Source organism: Dongia soli, assembly GCF_034044715.1.
Classification (GTDB): Bacteria; Pseudomonadota; Alphaproteobacteria; order Dongiales; family Dongiaceae; genus Dongia_B; species Dongia_B soli.
In genome coordinates this window covers 659903-675408 of sequence record NZ_JAXCLW010000002.1, presented here as the reverse complement: position 1 = coordinate 675408, position 15506 = coordinate 659903, and the positions used below count along the sequence as shown (strand labels likewise).

The window sequence follows — 15506 nt, the reverse complement described above, 5'->3', positions numbered from 1 at the left end:
CGTTTGCGCCTCTTTCCTGGAGTATGCGTTTATTTTCCATAATATATATTATGCGACATTTCTATATGTAGCTCTATGGCTGATGTTTCTGACGCCAGCGGTATGAAATCTGCGAAATCCGACGCTGCACCGTCGCCGCTTGGGCCCCTTGGAAAGTAGCCGGCAGACCAGATACTGGCCGCAGCGGCTGTTGAACCAGAAAGAACTTGCTGATTGGCGACATGTCTGTGATCAGGAAGGTGAACTTTGCGCTCTCGCCTGGCCGCACGGACTTGCCTGAGAACACCAGACGGTCCTCCGGCTCGTCAAACCTTTGGATATTAGGGAAGCTGCTTGTCGTGAAGGCATTGGTAATTGCCGTATTCTGGGCAAAGCTCAGCCCGTCTTCGTAGGGCGAATGTTGCCCTTCGATCTGCCTAAGCTCCAATTGGAAGCTCTGCCACACATCCGCGGTGCGATTGATCACGACCTTCGTGACGGCAACACCCGCGGTGTGATCCGTTCCGATGCGGTTTCCGACCTCGGTAAAGCCACGAATAACCAGCACGGCCTGTTGCTGTGTGACCTCTTCGACTACAACAAATGGATCGCTGAGCGTGCCCCTGCCGCTCACGGCCTTGAGCGTGAATCCGCCCCCTTCGTCGCTAAAGGAAAGACCCTCCTGCCCCAGCTGCATCGCCATCGCGCGCCAAGCCCAGAATGCCACGACCAACGCGGACACGAGGCTCCGTGCGAATCGCCTGCAAGCGAGATGGTGGCGGTCTCCACGACCGAGACCTGCGCGCCCCTTCCCCGTCACTGAGCGTCCTTTTGCATTCCACCGATCTCCAAGTCAGAGGCCTAGAGAAAGCGCATGCACATGACCGGCCACGACAATTTAACTTGGCAACACATGAAATCGTCTGGCGGACCGCTTACAGGTCATCTGCTCCATATGGAGCTGCTGCGGAGTGCTGGCAGGAAGACGGCGCGCTGATGCCCCCAACATTACGTCTCACATCTGCAGGCCTACCGGGGGTGAACGCAGCAGATGTCGAAGCACCATCGCCTTCCCCCGCTGCTCGATCAGGACGTATACGACACTCGACAGCAAGAGAATCGCAGCAGATACGGCTGCCACCAGGCCAAGCTGCATCCACCATGGGAGGCGCTGTGGTATCAGGGAAATCAATCCCAGTCCGACATTCTGATGCAGAAGATAAACGGAGTAGCTTATCGTTCCCATCCACAGAACTGCCCGAAATCTGAGCGGTGCGAGCCACTCGGGGCGCACGGAAAAAACAACAAACAATAAAAGAATGATCAGCGACATCGTCGCAAGAGGAACGACGGAGATATCCGGATGGAACGTTCTCAGCATATAGACGAGCGGCACAAAGCCAAGGGTGAGTAGCCCGATCGCTTTCTTCAGGCGAATATGGCCTGTCCAGACTTCATAGAAGAGGATACCGGCGGCAAACCAAAGGGTGTGCGCCGGGTAAAAGAGGCCATCGATAATCAGGTACCATCTGTCATCCTGCAGAAGCGCTCGATAGAGGGTGGCGATCGCAACGGCAGTCATCGAAAAGATGATGTAGTTGCGTAGGAATTTGCCCTTGGCGGACCACCGATAAATGATCGCTGCGTAAATATAGAACCGCGCTTCGACAAAAAGCGACCAGTAAGCGCCATCGACATACCTGATATTGTGGTTGAGCCACAGCCATATCTTTGGCGACGTCAGCGTCAAGGAAGGAATCAGATCCAGCATCATGGCGCGCCGCTGCTGGGCGAAGTTAGTATCAATGACGTTTAGGGCGGCGAAAGTGATTATTGCGCATACCAGCAGCGGTGGCCAAAGCCGCGCGAAGCGTCGCAGATAGAATTCGGAGATGGTTGTGCAACGCGCCAGTGTCATCGCGATGACGAAGCCGGACACGACGAAGAATAATTGAACTCCCATGAATCCATATTTAGCTATCGAAACTCCGGCATAAGCGGCCGCATATGGGTATGGGTCAGGACCGCCGGGATCGGCGAATTTGACAAAGTAGTGGTACAGCAACACCGCCATGATGGCGACTGCCCGCAAGCCATCCAAGATGTCGATGCGATGCGATGCGCTCATGCGCCCGCCCAGTCATCTGATTGGGCCGTTTGCCAAAGACTAGTTGGGTTTTATCGATGGAATGAATGTTAGCTCATAACGAGCCCTGATGCCAGAAATGACATTCATCTGCTCACACGCCTGGCAAGGACATTTAATCGCGCAACCGGGACGACAGCGGTCCGGTGATATGCACTGTGATCTCGTTCTGCACCGCATTCCGTTTATCGCTGAGAAAGCGCAGCGCGTCAGCGCTATTTCGGCTAGTTACCTTTCAGGTCGACTATTTTCAGCAACCCTACCTTGCAGACCTTCGATGATCGGTCGGTATTGAGCAAGGAAAACTGGGTTTCTTGAGAACACCGCCTGTCCCCATCGATCGACCGTATCGTTCGGCATCCACCCCGTCCACGCATATCGTGGAACGATTGGTTCAAACCGATGCGATGGTGCGTGCGGTCAAGCTCAAAACCGGCTGGCCGAAAATGGCTCGACCGGCATGGCCGGCGTTCGCTTCAGCACCAGATCCGTCACCAATCTGCCCGTTGCGGCGCTTTGCGTTAGCCCAAGATGCCCATGGCCGAAGGCATAGATGATCTGGCGGCTGGCGGTCGACGGGCCGATTACCGGTAACGAATCTGGCAGCGACGGCCGGTACCCCATCCACTGCGTACCGCCTTCAGTTTTCAGGCCAGGCAGGAATTTGGCCGCCTTTTGCAGCATGGCATCGGATCGGCGGAAATTCGGCGGCAGGTCCAGGCCGCCGAGCTCCACGGCGCCGCCGACGCGGATCCCGGTGCTCAACGGCGTCATCACGAAGCCGTGGCCGCCGAAGATAAGCTGGCGCTTTAAGTCGAAGGCCGAGACCGGCAGTGTCGTGTTGTAGCCGCGTTCCGTCTCAAGCGGCACCGGATCGCCCAGATCCGCGGCGAATGTCTTCGACCAGGCACCGGAGGCAACGATCGCATTTCGCGACCTCAAGCGGCGACCATCATCGAGGATGACCTCAGCGCCCTCACCGGCCGGCTGCAGTTTTCGCACGCCCGCGACGATCAGCTGACCACCATTGTCGAGAACGGATTCACCGAGATGTTTGACCACCAGATAAGGATCGGAAACAGTCTGCCATTTCGGTGTGAAGGTAGCGCAGACGAAGCTTGGACTGAGGCCGGGCTGAAGCTCGGCCAATTCGGCGCCTCGCACATGCCGGAACTCGATCCCCTGCTCTTCCCTCAACTTCCATCCCGGCAGGGCTGCCTTGAATTCGCGCTCGGACTCGTAAAGCTCCAACGCGCCATCGGAGCGTAACATCGACAGAGCGCCTCGCGCTGCCAACAGCCCCTTGGCCTCCTGAGCGGCCAGCTTCATGAGCTGCGCCTGCACCGCCGAATTCTTTCTGAAGATGCTGCTTCGGCTGGCCCAGCCGAAGCGAATGAGCCAGGGCAGGATTTTCGGCAGATACCGGGGCGGAATGGTCAGCGGTCCCAAGGGATCAAACAGCCATTTAGGCGCCTTGAGAATGATCCCAGGTGACGCCAGTGGCATGATATCCGAAAAAGCAAATGCCCCCGCATTGCCTTTGCTGGTTTCCAGGCCGATGCCTTTCTTGTCGATCAGAGCGACCGATTGACCGCTTTGCTGCAGATAGCATGCAATTGCCACACCGATAATGCCCGCGCCAATAATGATGACATCGTAATCGGTACGGTGGTTGGGGACAGAGGCATGGCTAGACACGTCTTCAATCCGTTTTGGTGGGTCGATGACCGTTCTTATGTTGCAGTTTTGCAAGCGGCTCAATGCTCGGGATTCAAGACCGGCATGCGCCGGACATAATCCATGGCAATCAAGATTTTACAAACGATTTTCCTACATCTTGAACAATCTGTAGTCCAGCAGGTGGATCGTTTACGGCCAGCGGGATTTCCCTGGCAAATTGGCCCGTCTCCTGTAAATTGCAGGCGGACCCGTCCAACCGCACGAGTCCGGAATTGTGGGGAATGCGTCGAACCGCGACGCTAGTTGGTTTGAGCGGTAAAACTTCAATGCTTTCTCTCAATCGAATGGATCGGCATTTCGTCCCTCTCCTATTCGGCTTCGTCCTGCTGTTCCTGGTTTCCGGCCTGGCGATCTGGCTGTGGAACCAGCAGCAAAGCGTCACCTTCTGGGTGCAACATGCCCTGGAGGTCGAAAACCATCTAAACCAGGTTCTCGCGCTGGCAACCGATGCCGAAACCGGGCAGCGCGGATATCTGTTGACCGGGCGCGACCGCTATCTCGCGCCCTATGAAACCGCACGACAGCAACTTCTGCCGGAAATCAGCACTCTTGGCGAACTCACAACCGACAATTCCAACCAGCGAAAATCGATCGAACGACTGCGCGCTCTTGCGAGTGGCAAACTCGGTGAACTTGAAGAGATCCTCCGGTTGCATGTGGCAGGGAAACCGAATGAGGCGCTCGCTGAAATAGGTAATGATACCGGCATCCGTCTCATGGACGATTTTCGCAAGACAATCGCCACGATGCGATCAGAAGAAGAACGCTTACTTCATGAGCGGAGCGAAAGCGCGAACCGGCTAAACGTCATTTCACAAACGACCCTGATCATCTGCGCCTTGCTTGTCGTCCTGCTGGCGATTTTATCGTTCATGCAGGCAAGACGGCGCTACCTCGACCTGCAGGCATCGACAAAACGGCTGCGGCGTGAGGTGGCCGAGCGTGCCGCTGCGGAAGAACAAGTCAGGCAACTGCAGAAGATGGAAGCGATCGGGCAATTGACCGGTGGCATCGCCCATGACTTCAACAATATGCTGGCGATCATCATCGGCTCGCTGGAATTAGCCAAACGCCGTCTTGGCGGGATGGACAATGCCCGTCTCGAAAAATATATCGACAATGCCGCCGAAGGCGCACGCCATGCATCGGTCCTGACCGCCCGCCTGCTCGCCTTCTCCCGGCAGCAACCGCTGTCCCCCCAGCCGGTGGACATCAACCGGCTGGTCGGCGGCATCTCCGAATTGTTGCGCCGGACATTGGGAGAACGGGTGCAGATAGAAACAGTCTTGGCTGGCGGCCTTTGGATTACCTTTGCCGATCTCGCCCAGCTTGAAAGCGCCATCGTCAATCTTTCCGTCAACGCCCGGGACGCTATGCCGTCCGGCGGCAAGTTGACGATTGAAACGGCAAACAGTGATCTGGATGAGCGCTATGCACGGGCACATAGCGAAGTGGAGCCAGGCCAGTATGTCATGCTCTCGATCACTGACACTGGTGTCGGCATGACCGAAGAGGTGATGCGTCGCGCCTTCGAGCCTTTCTTCACTACCAAAAGTGCAGGCAAAGGAACCGGCCTCGGACTGAGCCAGGTCTTCGGCTTTGTCAAACAGTCCCATGGCCATATCAAGATTTATTCCGAATGCGAGCACGGCACCACGGTGAAGATCTACCTACCGCGATATAACGGTTCGGACACGCCTGAAGACCAGCCGATATCGGCGCCAGCTAAATTGCCTGGCGGCCGTCCAGGCGAAGTGATTTTGGTCGTGGAAGACGAAAGCCAAGTCAGGCAGATGACGATCGAGTCATTGCGCGAACTCGGTTATTCGGTCATCGAAGCGGCCTTACCGGAACAAGCGTTGCAGCAATTGGAGCAGCATCCCGAAATCGATTTGATATTCACCGATATCGTGATGCCCGGCATGACCGGCCGCCAGCTTGCAGACAAGGTCCACGAAACTCGGCCTGAGATGAAGGTTCTTTACACCACCGGCTATACCCGCAACGCCATCGTCCACAATGGGGTGCTCGACCGCGGCACGGCCTTCCTGCCAAAGCCTTTCACCATCGACCAGCTTGCGACCAAAATCCGTGACGTGCTGGACGGAACGTCCGGTTTCCCTGCTGCCTAATCTACTAACCCGGTGGTGGAACGAGGCGGTATATATGCCCTGGAGCAGTTAGGAACTTTAGTCGTCAGAACGATTTCGAATTGTGATACACTCAGCCGAAGCGATGAATGCCCGATGCGCCCAATTGGGACAGCGGACAGATCAATCAGGCCAAGTGCCCAGGGAGCCACTACACTCTTTATCGATCAATAAGACACGAACATCACGATCGGTATCGGAGGAGCAAATGGTGGATTTCATTGTTGCGACGCTCTTATCGATCGGCGCCACGATCGGCGGCTGGTTTTGGGACCCCAATACCCATAATTTTGCCGTCATCAAGATGGGGATCGCGGTCGTCGTCTTCACCTTGATCGTCATTTTTATAACGTTCTGGCCATTTTTCTGGTGGCTCAAATATTTCCGTCGGCAGCGACCTAAAGACATCAGGCAAGAGCAACCGGATCTGCTCGATCGCGCCTCATCTCGCAAATGACCTGATGCTCCGGATTACCGCGGATCGAGTTCAACCGACAATACGCCCGGATCTCGGCGAGTTGGCGGCGCCTAGATCCTGGAAAAAGCGGAGCAGATAGCCGTCCGGATCCTGGACCAGGAATTGACGATTGCCCTCATAGACATCCCCTGCCCTATACCAGGCCTCCTCCACCGGGCGAAACAAAGTGAGGCCGGCCGCTTCAATGCGGCGCAGTAGACCGTCGAGGTCCGTTACCTCGATTTGCAGGCTGATGCCGCGGCCATAGGGATATTCCCGCTTTCCGGTTTCCCAGAAATCGCTTTCCTGCTCGATCATCAGATGGACGCCGTCCAGTTCGAGATAGGCGAAGCGCTGTGCGGGACGGTCATAGCGGATGTTACAGCCGATAACTTCTACATAGAATTGACGGCTTTTCTCGAAATCCGAGACAAGCAGTTCCGGAACAAGCTTCGGATTACTCATTTGACTTCACTTTCCCCGCGGAATCTTCCACTTAATGGAGGGAGAATAGACGTAAACCGAAGCGGATTGCACCATGCCTGCAAGCGATCAGAAACACGACATTTCCTGGCTCCTGACCCGCCGGTCGGCGGCCGTCAAGCGTCTGGGGGCGCCGGCGCCGACTGAGGCTGAACTTGATCAGATCCTTTCGGCTGGACTGACGGCGCCAGACCATGGCGCCATGCGGCCCTGGCGCGTCGTACAATGTACCGATGATGGCCGCGCACGGCTGGCCGAACTCTTCGTCGCCGCCAAGCGGCGGTCAAAGCCGGATGCAACGGAAGCGGAATTCGCCAGGGAACGGGACAAGGCGCTGCGGCCGCCGGTCCTGCTGGCCATCCTTGCCAAACCGAAAACGAGCAAGCCCGAAGTCACGGAAGCGGAACAGATTGCCTGCGCCGGTGCTGCCATGCAGAGCATGCTGTTGGCAGCCTATGGTCTGGGCTACGGCGCCATCATTCTCAGTGGGTCGCGTTGCGCCGATCCAGAGGTGCGGCGGGCTTTTGGTGCCGAAGGGACCGATCACCTACTCGGCTTCATCAGCATCGGCACCATTGTCGAGACGCCAATCCCGTCGCGCCGGCCGACGCTCGACGAGATGCTGGAAATCTTTGATGCGCAGGGATTGCGAACGCGCAACAATTGAGGAGGCAAGGCTGATACCCTCCCCCTTTTCTTCCCAAACCGGCTGTTATCCCAAGCGACCCGTGATATAGGCCGAGGTACGCTCGTCCTGCGGTCGTTCAAAGATCTGCACTGTGTTTCCGAACTCGACCAATTCGCCCATATACATGAAGGCGATATAGTCTGACACACGCGCCGCCTGCTGCATGCTATGAGTGACAACGACCAGGGTGAACTGGCTTTTCAACTCATAGAAAAGCTGCTCGATCTTGCTGGTTGCGATCGGGTCCAAAGCCGATGTCGGCTCGTCGAACAGGATGACTTCCGGGCGCAAAGCAACCGCCCGTGCAATGCAGAGACGCTGTTGCTGACCGCCGGAAAGGCTGAGACCGCTATCTTTGAGCTTATCCTTGACCTCGTCCCAGAGCGCGGCCTGGCGTAATGCCTCTTCTACCCGGTCATGAAGATCCTGGCGCGACAGCTTCTCGTGGTGCTGCAATGCATAAGCGACATTGTTGTAGATCGACATCGGGAACGGGTTCGGCTTCTGGAACACCATGCCGATCGCGTTGCGCAAGCGGCTCAGCGGGTAATTCGGATCCAGCACATTCTGTCCGTCGAGTAGCAAGGTACCCGTCGCTGTCTGATCCGGGTAGATCGAGTACATGCGGTTGAATATCCGCAGCAGCGTCGATTTACCGCAACCGGATGGACCAATGATCGCCGTCAACCGATCTTGCGGGATCGATAGGCCGACATCGTGCAGCTGTTGGCTTTTTCCATAGAAGAAGTTCAGCCCCCGCGCTTCGATCTTGATAATCTCGTTGTCGCGCGAGGTCGCGGACAGGCTGGCGGCATGGGCTGTCGCCCGCAGGCCGGCCAGCGGATGAAAAGCGGCACTACCGGTTGCTGCACGTTGGTTAATCATTGCCATGCCTCCGCCGTGCCAACAGCGCACGCGATGTAATGCTGATGAAGAGAACGAAGATCGTCACGATGAGCGCGCCCGCCCAGGCCAAGGAATGCCAACTGTCATAGGGGCTCAACGCATACTGGAAGATGACCACGGGGATATTGGCCATGGGATTGGCAGGATTATCCGTCCAGAACTGGTTGTTGAGCGCGGTAAACAGCAAAGGCGCCGTCTCGCCACTGATACGCGCGATGGCCAACAAAACACCGGTCACCATGCCGGCACTCGCCGCACGATAAAGAATTTGGGTCGTCAGCTTCCATTGCGGCAAGCCAAGTGCCAGAGCCGCCTCGCGCATCGAATTGGGCACGAGCTGCAGCATTTCGTCAGTGGTGCGCACAACGACCGGCAACAGAATGAAGGCGAGTGCAATACCTCCGGCCCAACCGGAGAAGTGCCCCGTCTGACGTACGATCAACGTATAGACGAAGAGGCCGATCACGATCGACGGCGCGCTGAGCAGAATGTCGTTCACGAAGCGAATGGTCTCGCCGAGCTTGCTTTTTCGGGCCCGTTCGGCAAGGAACGTGCCGGCGGCGATGCCAATCGGCGTGCCTAGGATAATACCAACACCAACCATCACAAGACTGCCGAAGATGGCATTGAGCAAGCCACCCTCCTCGCCCGGCGGCGGCGTCATCTCCGTGAAGAGTTTGAGATTGATGGCGCTGGCGCCGTTGATGAAGGTCGTTAGCAGGATCCAGGCCAACCAGAACAGGCCGAACAGCGCTGCCAGCGTGGACAGCCCCATAGCGATCCTGTTTTTGGCATGGCGCCAGCGGAAACGGGATTGACTGACAGCTCTCATCTCACGCTCCCTTCTGGCGTTCGAGGCGCCGCAGCATTAGCTTCGCAGCGGCAAGAACAATGAAAGTGACAATGAACAGCAGGAAGCCGAGCGCGATCAGCGACGAGAGATAGATATCCGAATCCGCTTCGGTGAATTCATTCGCGATTGCCGCGGCAATGGAATTGCCGGGTTCCAGCAACGAGACGCTGAGATTATGCGCATTGCCGAGCACGAAGGTCACCGCCATGGTTTCGCCGAGCGCGCGTCCCAAACCCAACATGATGCCGCCGACCACCGCCGTGCGTGTATAAGGCAAGACCACATCCCAAACCACTTCCCACGTCGTGCAGCCGAGCGCATAGGCCGAATGCTTTAGCGTCACGGGAACAAGCGTGAAAACATCGCGCATGACGGAGGAAATGAAGGGAATGATCATGATGCCGAGAATGATGCCGGTGGTCAGCATGCCGATCCCCATAGGCGCCCCCTGGAACAGAGGGCCGATCACCGGCAGCGGGCCAATGTTGCTATCAAGCCAGGGCTCAACATTATCGGACATGAAGGGAACGAAAACGAACAACCCCCACATGCCGTAGATGATGCTGGGAATGCCGGCGAGAAGTTCGATTGCCGACGCAACCGGTCCACGCATCCAGCGTGGTGCGACTTCCGTCAAAAAGAAAGCAATGCCGAAGCTGACCGGGACTGCGATCAGGATGGCGATGATCGATGTCACCAAGGTACCGTAAATCGGGACAAGTGCAGCGAATTTCTTGCCGACGGCATCCCATTCGGTTCCATAGAAGAAGCGCCAACCGAATGTCTCGAAAGCTAGACGCCCACCCCAGAGCATCGACAGCGCCGCGCCGCTAAGCAAGATCAGCACGAAAAAGGCGGCTGCTGCAATCGACCAGTTGAAGGCCTTGTCGGCTGCCACGTCCTTCCAGGAATGCCGGCTTCTCATCCCCGCGGTATTTTTCTGGGAGGAAACCGGAAGGTCGGCGGCAAGATGATTATTGGCCATGAATATTGCTTTCCGACATCATGCAACGAAGCGGGAGCATCGCAATTCTGAAATGCTTCCGCTTCGCCCGTTATGAAGAGGCCTCGTGATGTGACGCTTAGACGCCAGACAGATTCAATTACTTGAAATCTGCCTTCCAGTAGGTCTCGATCTGGCTGACCAGCTCCTTGGGAAGCGGCACGTAATCGAGCGCAGCGGCCTGCTTTTGGCCATTTTCGAGGGCCCACTTGAAGAAGCTGAAAGCCTGCTTCGAACGCTCGGCATCCTTCGGCTGCTTGTACATCAGCACGAAGGTGGTCGCGGTGATCGGATAAGCCGTTTCACCCGGCGCGTCCGTCATAACCAGATAGAAGTCCTTCGCATTGGTCCAGTCTGCAGTCCCCGCAGCAGCCTGGAAGCTCTTCGCACTCGGGGCGATGAACTTGCCCGCCTTGTTCTGCATCAAGGCATAGGTCATCTTGTTCTGCAGGACATAGGCGTATTCGACATAACCGATCGAACCCTTAATGCGGTTCACGTAAGCAGCCACACCTTCATTGCCCTTGCCGCCGACGCCGGTCGGCCACGAGACGGAGGTGCCTTCGCCCACTTTCGACTGCCAGTCGGCGCTTTCCTTCGAGAGATAGTTGACGAAGTTAAAGGTCGTGCCCGATCCATCCGAACGATGAACGACGGTGATCTTGGTATCCGGGAGCTTCACGCCGGAATTGAGCTTGGCGATTTCCGGGTCGTTCCAGGTCTGGACCTTGCCGAGATAGATATCGGCCAGAACCGAGCCCGACAGCTTGAGCTTGCCAGCAGCAACGCCGGGCAGATTGACGACCGGAACGACGCCACCGATAACCGAAGGAAACTGGCCGAGACCGAGTTGGTTCAGATCGTCCGGCTTCATCGGCATATCAGACGCACCGAAATCAACGGTCGCCGCTTTGATCTGCGCGATACCGCCACCGGAGCCAATCGACTGATAGTTCACTTTGTTGCCGGTGGCCGTGCTGTAGTCAGCCGACCACTTGGACAGGATAGGATAAACAAACGTAGAGCCAGCGCCCGTGATTTCGGCAGCGCTGGCAGTTCCAATCAACGCGATCCCGCACAGCGTCGCTGCGACAGTGTGCGTAATCATCTTCGAATACTTCATTTGTAGAGTTCTCCCAATTCGAACGAATGGCTTGCGGTGGGAGCTCTCACATAGTCCAAACCCTGTTACCCTTTTTTGACGATTCCGTCTTAACTTCGGAATCAGTCTCTCAACCGACGAGCTGCGCTATCAGTGGCGGAGAATGCGTCGTTATCAGCAAGATTGCTGACACACGGGATCTATAGATTGTCAGTTAAGAGACAGATTTACGCTGGTTTTGCTGACGGACAAAATCGCGGTGCGAACCGACAGTCGGCCAAATTGATTCGCATTATCAACGATCGCAGATCAGGCGAAGGGACGACTGAGAAACACCGACCCTGCCATGCCGAAACGCCAAGGAGTTTCGGCTGCACGTGTGATGCCGATGCGAGGCCCGATTACAATGTCGTGGCGCCTGGCACGACGCAGAACGGAAAAAGGTGGCTGATCGAGCGGCTGTCCGTCTTGCACCTTGGTGATGTTCAATGCTTGGCAGACGCGTCCCGGTCCTGAACACAATTTGCGCCGGTCGCGTGTCCCTCGGCGTTCCTCAATCAATTCCAAACCGTCCGTTGGCTCGATTGCGCGAATAAGCACGCCGCTCGCCATCTCGCCGTGTTTGGGAAGACGGCCGCAAACGAAATTCAAGCACCAGTGAATACCGTAAGAGCGATAGACATAAGCATGGCCCGGCGGCCCGAACATCGAGGCATTGCGCGGCGTCCGTCCACCATAACAGTGGGAAGCCGGATCCTCGTGATCATAGGCTTCGGTTTCGACGATGATTCCGCCGCAGCCCGCAAAAAGCAATTTGCAGCCGATCAGTTCTTTCGCGACCGTCACCACCGGACGTGCGAAGAAGGCTTGCGTCAGGGGTTGAGCATCCGGCATCAACCGCCTCACCCTTTATTGAGCGAACGGATGATCGGATCCAACGGCAAAGCCTCGATGCGCGATGGTGTGCGGCGACCCGCATCATAACCCTCTGTCGTCTCGGCGATAAAAAGCGAATTGAGGATCGCTTCCTCGGTCGCCTCGATCGCCGCTTGGAACAAGGGCGACATCCGGTCATTCGGCAAGTCGGCAACTTCAGCAGCGGCCCCGCGGCGCGATGGCGTCCGCCGCACGGCCTCGGCCGTGGAGAAAGCGATGGCATAATCGCCCGAGCCGTTGCTGAGAGCCGATCCGGTTCGCGCGAGACCGGCAAAGCTTCGTTCCGCCAGACGGCCCAGGTTGCGATCGGATAGCGGCGCATCCGTCGCCAGCACGATCATGATCGACCCATCCGTATCAGCCTCGATCTTTGTCAGCTCTGCATAGCGGCGGCCATCGATCCGCAGATCGCCACCATAATTCGATTGAACGAGGACGCCGAGCGTATAGCCGCCCTGCGGGCCGGACAGCCGGCGGGACGACGTGCCGATACCACCTTTGAAACCAAAAGCGACTGTCCCCGTCCCCGCCCCGACCCCGCCTTCAGCCACGGGACCATCGGATGCCTTCTCGATCGCCGCCATGATCTGCTCCACGGTCGGGTGACCGCTGCGAATATCATTGAGCCGGCTGTCGTTGGTTTCACCAACGACCGCATTGACCGATGTCACTGATTCATTGCCAGGCTGGGCGAGCGTCCATTGATTGACGGCTTCGATGGCGCGGCCGACGGCGAGTGTATTGGTCAGGACAATCGGCGTCTCCAGCTCCCCCAGTTCCAAGAGCTGCGTCGCCCCGGCGAGCTTGCCGTAGCCATTGAGCACGGCGAGACCGGCCGGCACCTTGTCTTGAAACAGATTGCCGCTATGAGGCCGGATCGCCGTCGCGCCTGTCCGCAAGCGATCGCCGTCGTATAGCGTGACATGGCCGACCAGCAAACCAGCCACGTCGGTAATGGCATTCAATGGGCCAATTGGCAGGTGCCCCGGCGAAATCGATAGATCGCGGGCTCTGAAACGCTTGATCATCGCGCTGACTTCCTGATCGAAGGTATTATCGTTCGTCTTAATAGATTGCGCGCAGCCCGTCACCACCTCCGAACGCGAAGGTCCGTCGGTTTCCCGAGCCCTATCGAACATTTCATCACCGGGACCGGGCGGCTATAGTCAGCCCCTCTGCGACACGCATTCGAAGGCTCACCAGATATGACCACACCCAGCCCTGCCGCTGCCGCCCTGGACCGGTTGCTCGACATCATGGCCCGCTTGCGGGATCCCCAGAATGGCTGTCCCTGGGATCTCGAACAGAGCTTCGCCACCATTGCCCCCCATACGATCGAGGAAGCTTATGAAGTGGCGGATGCGATCTCGCAAAACGATATGCCGGCACTCAAGGGGGAATTGGGCGATCTGTTATTCCAGGTGGTTTTTTATGCCCAGATGGCCGGGGAAGCAGGCGACTTCGCGATGGTTGACGTTATTAAATCTATCAATAATAAGATGATAGAGCGTCATCCTCATGTATTTTCTGATGAAAAAATCGAGACTTCGCACGCCCAGACGGTGGCTTGGGAGCACCGGAAAGCTGAGGAGCGGGCACGCTTGGCTAAAGCCAGCGGTCGCGAGCCCAGCACGCTGGATGGAGTTGCGCTGGGCCTGCCCGCCTTAATGCGGGCCGATAAGCTGCAAAAGCGCGCCGCCCGCGTCGGCTTCGACTGGCCGGAAACGGCGCAGGTTTTGGACAAGGTGCGAGAAGAGTTGGCGGAGGTCGAAACGGAAATAAAAACGGGCGGCGCAGCCGAGCGTTTGGTCGACGAGATCGGGGATCTGCTGTTCGTTTGCGCCAATCTCGCCCGACACTTGAAGGTCGACCCTGAAGCCGCGCTGCGTCAAGCAAATGGCAAGTTCGAGCGCCGCTTCCGCCGCGTCGAAACGATCCTGGCAGCAGAAGGCAGCTCTCCGGATAAGGCCGATCTCGATCGTATGGAAGCGGCCTGGCAACAAGCCAAGGTAGAAGAACGGCGCTGAGTTAGAAAAACTCAACCACCAGGGTTGTGACCTATCGCGCAGACCTATAAGGTTAGGCCCAGACCCGTTTTTATATTTTAAAGACAGCCGATTACATCGATTTGTTAAACCATAGAAGCCCGCAAAGCGCGGGCTGCGTGTTTTCCCGTGCCGTCTATTGATCAGGGTTTCTGGAGCAGATGGATGAGACTGGAGGTATCCCAGTGGCGACCGCCGCGGGCCTGGATCTGTGCATAAAACTGATCCACCAGCGCGGTAACAGGCAGTCGGGCGCCGTTCCGTGTCGCCTCGTTCAGGCAGATGCCCAGATCTTTGCGCATCCAGTCGACGGCAAAGCCGAATTCGAATTTGCCGTCGGCCATGGTCAAGGCGCGATTCTCCATCTGCCATGACTGTGCCGCCCCTTTGGAGATCACCTCAACCACCTTGGCGATATCCAGCCCTGCCTTCTGGCCGAAATTGACCGCCTCGGACAGGCCCTGAACCAGACCGGCAATGCAGATCTGATTCACCATCTTGGTGAGCTGTCCGCTGCCGACGGGCCCCATCAGGACGCAGGATTTCGCATAGCTATCGATCACCGGCTTGGCCCGATCAAAAGCCGGCTGCTCGCCGCCGACCATGACGGTGAGCTTGCCGTTCTCGGCTCCCGCTTGCCCGCCCGACACGGGCGCATCAAGGAAATTCAGTCCTCGGTCGGCGGCGATGCCGCCCAATTCGCGCGCGACATCGGCTGATGCCGTGGTGTGATCGATGAAAAGACTGTCTTTTGCCATGCCGGCGAAGGCACCATCGGCGCCGATGGTGACGCTTCGCAGATCGTCGTCATTCCCGACACAAGCGAAGACAATCTCCGCATCCCCCGCGGCAGCTTTGGGGGTGGGCACGGCCTTTCCGCCGTGCTCCTTGCTCCATTTCTCGGCTTTGCTGCTGGTGCGATTATAGACCGTCACCTGATGGCCTACTTTGGCCAAATGCCCCGCCATCGGATAGCCCATGACGCCCAGTCCAAGAAACGCCACCTTCATCGTCAACC

Annotated in this window: 15 protein-coding genes; 4 read left to right on the top strand and 11 right to left on the bottom strand. The window is 57.3% G+C overall.

Annotated features, from left to right (window positions below):
* Window positions 1-73: 73 nt before the first annotated feature.
* The 3 genes from SMD27_RS09620 to SMD27_RS09610 all read right to left on the bottom strand — a co-directional run bounded on the left by SMD27_RS09620 (window position 74) and on the right by SMD27_RS09610 (window position 3823).
* On the bottom strand, window positions 74-682 hold the full coding sequence (locus SMD27_RS09620) for a hypothetical protein (RefSeq protein WP_320508152.1): 609 nt from the start codon (window positions 680-682) through the stop codon (window positions 74-76).
* Between the two features lie 312 nt (window positions 683-994).
* Window positions 995-2107: an acyltransferase family protein gene (locus SMD27_RS09615; RefSeq protein WP_320508151.1), complete on the bottom strand. Its 1113-nt coding sequence runs from the start codon at window positions 2105-2107 to the stop codon at window positions 995-997.
* Window positions 2108-2551: 444 nt separating this feature from the next.
* Window positions 2552-3823 carry an NAD(P)/FAD-dependent oxidoreductase gene (locus tag SMD27_RS09610; RefSeq protein ID WP_320508150.1) on the bottom strand — a complete coding sequence of 424 codons (1272 nt, stop codon included), beginning with the start codon at window positions 3821-3823 and terminating at the stop codon, window positions 2552-2554.
* Between the two features lie 308 nt (window positions 3824-4131).
* Between SMD27_RS09610 and SMD27_RS09605 the strand changes: the two genes are divergently transcribed.
* Window positions 4132-5997 (top strand): CHASE3 domain-containing protein, encoded by a 1866-nt coding sequence (locus SMD27_RS09605; protein WP_320508149.1) that lies wholly within the window; start codon window positions 4132-4134, stop codon window positions 5995-5997.
* 226 nt (window positions 5998-6223) lie between these two features.
* On the top strand, window positions 6224-6472 hold the full coding sequence (locus SMD27_RS09600) for a hypothetical protein (RefSeq protein ID WP_320508148.1): 249 nt from the start codon (window positions 6224-6226) through the stop codon (window positions 6470-6472).
* 30 nt (window positions 6473-6502) lie between these two features.
* Here SMD27_RS09600 and SMD27_RS09595 read toward each other — a convergent pair whose 3' ends face one another.
* The gene (locus tag SMD27_RS09595; RefSeq protein ID WP_320508147.1) at window positions 6503-6937 is read right to left on the bottom strand and encodes a bleomycin resistance protein; all 435 of its coding nucleotides are present in this window, start codon (window positions 6935-6937) and stop codon (window positions 6503-6505) included.
* 73 nt (window positions 6938-7010) lie between these two features.
* On the opposite strand from SMD27_RS09595, the gene SMD27_RS09590 reads away from it, so the two are divergent.
* Window positions 7011-7622, top strand: coding sequence for a nitroreductase family protein (locus tag SMD27_RS09590; protein ID WP_320508146.1), 612 nt, complete (start codon window positions 7011-7013; stop codon window positions 7620-7622).
* A 45-nt stretch (window positions 7623-7667) separates the two neighbouring features.
* Here the strand turns inward: SMD27_RS09590 and pstB are convergent, their stop codons facing one another.
* The 6 genes from pstB to SMD27_RS09560 all read right to left on the bottom strand — a co-directional run bounded on the left by pstB (window position 7668) and on the right by SMD27_RS09560 (window position 13471).
* A complete protein-coding gene (gene pstB, locus SMD27_RS09585; protein WP_320508145.1) occupies window positions 7668-8528 on the bottom strand; it encodes a phosphate ABC transporter ATP-binding protein PstB in 861 nt (286 codons plus the stop codon).
* The gene (gene pstA, locus SMD27_RS09580; protein WP_320508144.1) at window positions 8521-9381 is read right to left on the bottom strand and encodes a phosphate ABC transporter permease PstA; all 861 of its coding nucleotides are present in this window, start codon (window positions 9379-9381) and stop codon (window positions 8521-8523) included. Before pstA ends, pstB begins: the two co-directional genes overlap by 8 nt.
* A gap of 1 nt (window position 9382) precedes the next feature.
* Complete coding sequence (gene pstC / locus SMD27_RS09575) at window positions 9383-10387, bottom strand: phosphate ABC transporter permease subunit PstC (protein WP_320508143.1); 1005 nt, start codon at window positions 10385-10387, stop codon at window positions 9383-9385.
* Between the two features lie 118 nt (window positions 10388-10505).
* On the bottom strand, window positions 10506-11528 hold the full coding sequence (gene pstS / locus SMD27_RS09570; protein ID WP_320508142.1) for a phosphate ABC transporter substrate-binding protein PstS: 1023 nt from the start codon (window positions 11526-11528) through the stop codon (window positions 10506-10508).
* 288 nt (window positions 11529-11816) lie between these two features.
* On the bottom strand, window positions 11817-12401 hold the full coding sequence (locus tag SMD27_RS09565; protein WP_320508141.1) for a DNA-3-methyladenine glycosylase: 585 nt from the start codon (window positions 12399-12401) through the stop codon (window positions 11817-11819).
* 8 nt (window positions 12402-12409) lie between these two features.
* On the bottom strand, window positions 12410-13471 hold the full coding sequence (locus tag SMD27_RS09560; protein WP_320508140.1) for a DmpA family aminopeptidase: 1062 nt from the start codon (window positions 13469-13471) through the stop codon (window positions 12410-12412).
* A 177-nt stretch (window positions 13472-13648) separates the two neighbouring features.
* Here SMD27_RS09560 and mazG point away from each other — a divergent pair, with 177 nt between their 5' ends.
* Entirely contained in the window at window positions 13649-14470 is an 822-nt protein-coding gene (gene mazG / locus SMD27_RS09555; protein WP_320508139.1) for a nucleoside triphosphate pyrophosphohydrolase, read from the top strand.
* A 161-nt stretch (window positions 14471-14631) separates the two neighbouring features.
* On the opposite strand, the gene SMD27_RS09550 is transcribed toward mazG, so the two are convergent.
* Window positions 14632-15498, bottom strand: a complete 867-nt coding sequence (locus SMD27_RS09550; protein WP_320508138.1) for an NAD(P)-dependent oxidoreductase — start codon at window positions 15496-15498, stop codon at window positions 14632-14634.
* Window positions 15499-15506: the final 8 nt, after the last annotated feature.

Coding starts and splice junctions, on each gene's coding strand:
- SMD27_RS09590 (WP_320508146.1), top strand. CDS start 7,011: ATGCCTGCAAGCGATCAGAAACACGACATTTCCTGGCTCCTGACCCGC.
- SMD27_RS09600 (WP_320508148.1), top strand. CDS start 6,224: ATGGTGGATTTCATTGTTGCGACGCTCTTATCGATCGGCGCCACGATC.
- pstS (WP_320508142.1), bottom strand. CDS start 11,528: ATGAAGTATTCGAAGATGATTACGCACACTGTCGCAGCGACGCTGTGC.
- SMD27_RS09560 (WP_320508140.1), bottom strand. CDS start 13,471: ATGATCAAGCGTTTCAGAGCCCGCGATCTATCGATTTCGCCGGGGCAC.
- SMD27_RS09550 (WP_320508138.1), bottom strand. CDS start 15,498: ATGAAGGTGGCGTTTCTTGGACTGGGCGTCATGGGCTATCCGATGGCG.
- SMD27_RS09605 (WP_320508149.1), top strand. CDS start 4,132: ATGCTTTCTCTCAATCGAATGGATCGGCATTTCGTCCCTCTCCTATTC.
- SMD27_RS09565 (WP_320508141.1), bottom strand. CDS start 12,401: ATGCCGGATGCTCAACCCCTGACGCAAGCCTTCTTCGCACGTCCGGTG.
- pstA (WP_320508144.1), bottom strand. CDS start 9,381: ATGAGAGCTGTCAGTCAATCCCGTTTCCGCTGGCGCCATGCCAAAAAC.
- SMD27_RS09615 (WP_320508151.1), bottom strand. CDS start 2,107: ATGAGCGCATCGCATCGCATCGACATCTTGGATGGCTTGCGGGCAGTC.
- SMD27_RS09620 (WP_320508152.1), bottom strand. CDS start 682: ATGGCGATGCAGCTGGGGCAGGAGGGTCTTTCCTTTAGCGACGAAGGG.
- mazG (WP_320508139.1), top strand. CDS start 13,649: ATGACCACACCCAGCCCTGCCGCTGCCGCCCTGGACCGGTTGCTCGAC.
- pstB (WP_320508145.1), bottom strand. CDS start 8,528: ATGATTAACCAACGTGCAGCAACCGGTAGTGCCGCTTTTCATCCGCTG.
- pstC (WP_320508143.1), bottom strand. CDS start 10,387: ATGGCCAATAATCATCTTGCCGCCGACCTTCCGGTTTCCTCCCAGAAA.
- SMD27_RS09595 (WP_320508147.1), bottom strand. CDS start 6,937: ATGAGTAATCCGAAGCTTGTTCCGGAACTGCTTGTCTCGGATTTCGAG.